Source organism: Aquitalea sp. S1-19, from assembly GCF_024343515.1.
In genome coordinates this window covers 1-3,714 of the sequence record NZ_RJTZ01000169.1, presented here as the reverse complement: position 1 = coordinate 3,714, position 3,714 = coordinate 1, and the positions used below count along the sequence as shown (strand labels likewise).

Genomic DNA, 3,714 nt, shown 5'->3' with positions numbered 1-3,714 from the left:
ATCGCACCTGGCCTTGAGCGCAGGCGCCGGGTATTCAGGCCGCCCACAGACCGGGCGCGCCAGGGCATGCAGGTCCCTGTCCAGCGCATCCAGCCACTCACCTAGCCGCGGCACAAAGACTGCGTCGCCCTGCCGGTAGGCGCCATGCCCCAAGGCAGCCAGCCAGGCCTGGCTCTGCAGGCCGAGACGGACGAACTCCCTTTGCCAATCGATAGCGATGTCCTCGCCGTGGTCCACGGCATGGATCACGGCCTGCATCAGGCTCAGATAAAGCTTCAACCGGTCGTTCGCCGCCAGCGCAGCGGTAATCCACCCTGGCAGGAGCAGGGATGACTCCCCAAGGGAGGCGACGGCGTCTGTTTTCTGCATCGGGACATCCTCATGAGTGGTGTCCATGCATCATTAGCATGTCCATATGTCACTCCCGTGACGCCCGGCACGCAGCCCTGCGAAAAGTCCTAGCGTTATGGCAAGCCGGCCACAGCCCGGCACGCAGGCCGGGCGTTCTTACAGCGGAACACGCCCAGTCGCCCCGGACAGGGCAGCTAACCGTAGCAGCTCAGGATGATGTGGAAAACGCCGGGAAAAACAGGATGCACGTTGCAGAGTCCGGCAAGGCAATAGCGCTACCATCGCATGCGCAGTAGCCAGGCGCCGACCCGCCTCAGGAGCCAGCCATAAAGGTACGGATGCCTGAGCCGACAAACTGCACGCCAACACAAATCAGCAAAAAGCCCATCAGCCGCCCCAGAACTTCGCGTCCGGCGCGGCCCAGCTTTTCCGCAATCAGCGTGGACGAGCGCAGCATCATCCACACCCCGACACTGGTGCCGGCAATGGCCAGCAAGGTCATGAACATGGCTGCGGCCTTGGCTGGCCAGCTGGAAAGCTCGGCAATTTCAGTCGACAGGCCGATCACCACCGCAATGGTGCCCGGCCCGCTGATTCCGGGCATGGCGATAGGGAAGAAGGCACAATCCTCTTCCTCCACCATTTTGTGATTGTGGCCACTGTCCGGCGGCAAAAACAGCATGCGATAACCGATTACCGCCACCACTAGGCCACCGGCAATACGCAAGGCGCCGTAGGAAATACCGAAGAATTCGAGGATCAGATTACCCGCCATCAGCGATACCGCCATGATGGCGGCGGCGTAAACGCAAGCCATGCGTGCCTGCTCGGCACGCTGGGTCTCGCTCATGCCGCGCGTCAGGCTGATAAAGAGCGGAATCTTGGATAGCGGATTGGTGATGACGATCAGACTGACCAGGCCACCGAACAGATACTGCAGGTAAAATTGCTCAAGCATTTGCTTGCACGGGTTGAGACTAAGCCGGCATTCTATCCGGATTACACGCCCTGCCCAGTCTGGCGTCGTTGTCGCGAAAACCGCTGTCGCCCTCACAACAAAACACCCCTGCGACATTGTGTCGCATCATTCTCGATGACAAATGTGATATTTTTCTGCTCATCTTTGCCCTCTGAACAGAATCGCCATGAACAAGCTGCTGCTTACCGCCCTGCTCGCTACCCTGCCTTTTACGGCCATCGCGCACGAAACCCGCAGCGCCGATCTGACCATCCAGCACCCATGGAGCCGGGTCATGCCGGCAGCCTCGGTCAATGGCGCTGCCTATTTCCTTATCGAAAACACCGGCAAGCAGGCGGATCGCCTGCTTAGCGCCCAGACTCCGCGCGCAAAAAAGGCCGAACTGCACACCCATATCCACGATAACGGCGTGATGCGCATGCGCGAAGTCGAAGGCGGGGTGGCCGTGCCGGCCGGCCAGACAGTCAAGTTTGCGCCCGGCGGCCTGCATGTCATGCTGATGGGGCTGAACAGCCCGCTGCAAAAAGGCGAGCATTTTCCACTGACGCTGAAGTTCGAACGCGGTGGCGAAGTGAAACTGGATGTGGTGGTGGAAGACGGCATGCCCGCTGCCATGCCCATGCAGCACTAAAGCAAAAAAGGGGAAGCGCCATGCTTCCCCTTAGCTATCACCCCGCCGGCTTATTTCAGGCTGCGGGCCTTGACCGCCGTATCGGCAAAGTCGCTGAATACCCCGTCCACGCCCAGTGCGTAATACGCTTTATATTCTTCCTGCGGATCATTCATGAAATTCGCCGCCAGATATTTGGGCTCGTTGCGGAAGGTATAGGCATGGACGAATAGCCCGGCCTTGTGTGCGTCCCGCACTAGGGAGCCTGGCTCCAGCAAGGTACGGTCCTGCATATCGACCACCTTGTCGCCATTCACATCGGCCGCCTGCCCGGTTTTTTTGTCCGCCATGCCTTCGCTTGCCATGATGTAAGGCTTCCACGGGCCGATACCATCGGCAAAGCGGCGGATTTCCTTGAGTGCAGCCGGCTTGGTCAAATCGGCAAACGTCCGTGTATCTCCGGACAGCACAAAATCATAAGGCCGGCCGGCCTCCATCTTGCCATCCACCGTCACATCATTGCCGTCCAGCAGAAACACCAGTTTGACCGGTGTCTGCTTGCGCAAGGCTTTCAGGTTTGCCGTCTCGAATGACTGAATAAACACGGGGGCATTCTTGCGATTCAGGCCATGCTTTTTCAGGCTGGCCAGCAAGACCGGTTCCAGCGCCAGTTGCTGGGCCGCATGCCAGCTTGGATGCTTGGTTTCCGGGTAGATACCAACCTCGCGCCCGGCCTGTTTGCTGAGTTTTTCACGCAGAGCAAGAATTTCTTCGAAAGTCGGAATCGAGAACTGGCCGTTGAACTCCTGTGGCCGGTCAGCACGCTGCTGAACGGCACGCAGGGTCTTGATTTCGGCCAGGGTAAAGTCCGGCGCAAACCAGCCCTCCTCCTCCACCCCGTCAACCAGCCACTTCTTTTTGCGCTCGGCAAACTCTGGCCGGCTCGCCACATCGGTACTGTCTTTCAGGTTGGGCTCATGACGGGCAATCAATACGCCATCCTTGGTCGAGACCAGATCCGGCTCGATATAGTCTGCACCCAGTTCGACGGCGCGGGCATACGCTTCCAGCGTGTGCTCGGGCAGGTAGCCCGAAGCACCGCGGTGGGCAATCACCAGCGGTGCCTTGCCACTCAGCGTGGGATAGGCCGGAGTTTGCGCGGCGTAAGCAGGCAGGATCAAACAGCTGGCCATCAGGCTGGACAACAAGGCAGAGATCTTCATCATGCACTCCATCATGGTTTTTGATGGCACAAGTATCTATATGGAATGTTACGTTGCCATGATGAAAAGATGACAGATTTGTGCCGGCCGCCATTATCCAAGTTCTTGCCACTTCACCGGCGACTGCTACATTCGCCCTGCTTCATTCTCCCTGCCTGCGGATACGCACATCGACAAAGATCCATAGAACACAAGGCTTTACCGGCTATCTCCCTAGGCGTTGCATGAAAGTAACATCGTGCAATGCAGCATCGTCCGACAACATACAAACTTCTTTACCCAAATACTAATGGCATGCAGACTGCAAAGCGTCGGCGCCTAGCCAGCCCGATCGCGTCGCCCGAGGCCTTGTCTTTACCCTTCGCCAGGTTTTACCTGAATAAAAAAGTCGATGGAGGGGCGCCTGCCATGCAGGACGCAAAGAGTCAGTCAGGGAAGGGCATGCCCGGCGACGCGCAATCGGCTACCATCGTGCTTTACCCTGACACTGCCGCACGATGACCACGCCCCTGCTACCCCGTATTGAAATCCACTATTGCACCGGCTGCCGC

General features: G+C 58.5%; 4 protein-coding genes. 1 reads left to right on the top strand and 3 read right to left on the bottom strand.

Translation table 11 applies throughout. The features are described from left to right. The coding region (locus tag EGI20_RS16490) for a hypothetical protein (protein ID WP_498632777.1) at positions 1-369 on the bottom strand (369 nt) is incomplete at its 3' end. 295 nt (positions 370-664) lie between these two features. Continuing rightward, positions 665-1,309 (bottom strand): MarC family NAAT transporter, encoded by a 645-nt coding sequence (locus EGI20_RS16485; protein WP_124734886.1) that lies wholly within the window; start codon positions 1,307-1,309, stop codon positions 665-667. 187 nt (positions 1,310-1,496) lie between these two features. On the opposite strand from EGI20_RS16485, the gene EGI20_RS16480 reads away from it, so the two are divergent. Next, the gene (locus tag EGI20_RS16480; RefSeq protein ID WP_498632775.1) at positions 1,497-1,961 is read left to right on the top strand and encodes a copper chaperone PCu(A)C; all 465 of its coding nucleotides are present in this window, start codon (positions 1,497-1,499) and stop codon (positions 1,959-1,961) included. Between the two features lie 50 nt (positions 1,962-2,011). Here EGI20_RS16480 and EGI20_RS16475 read toward each other — a convergent pair whose 3' ends face one another. After that, complete coding sequence (locus tag EGI20_RS16475; RefSeq protein WP_498632773.1) at positions 2,012-3,166, bottom strand: glycerophosphodiester phosphodiesterase; 1,155 nt, start codon at positions 3,164-3,166, stop codon at positions 2,012-2,014. Positions 3,167-3,714 lie beyond the last annotated feature (548 nt).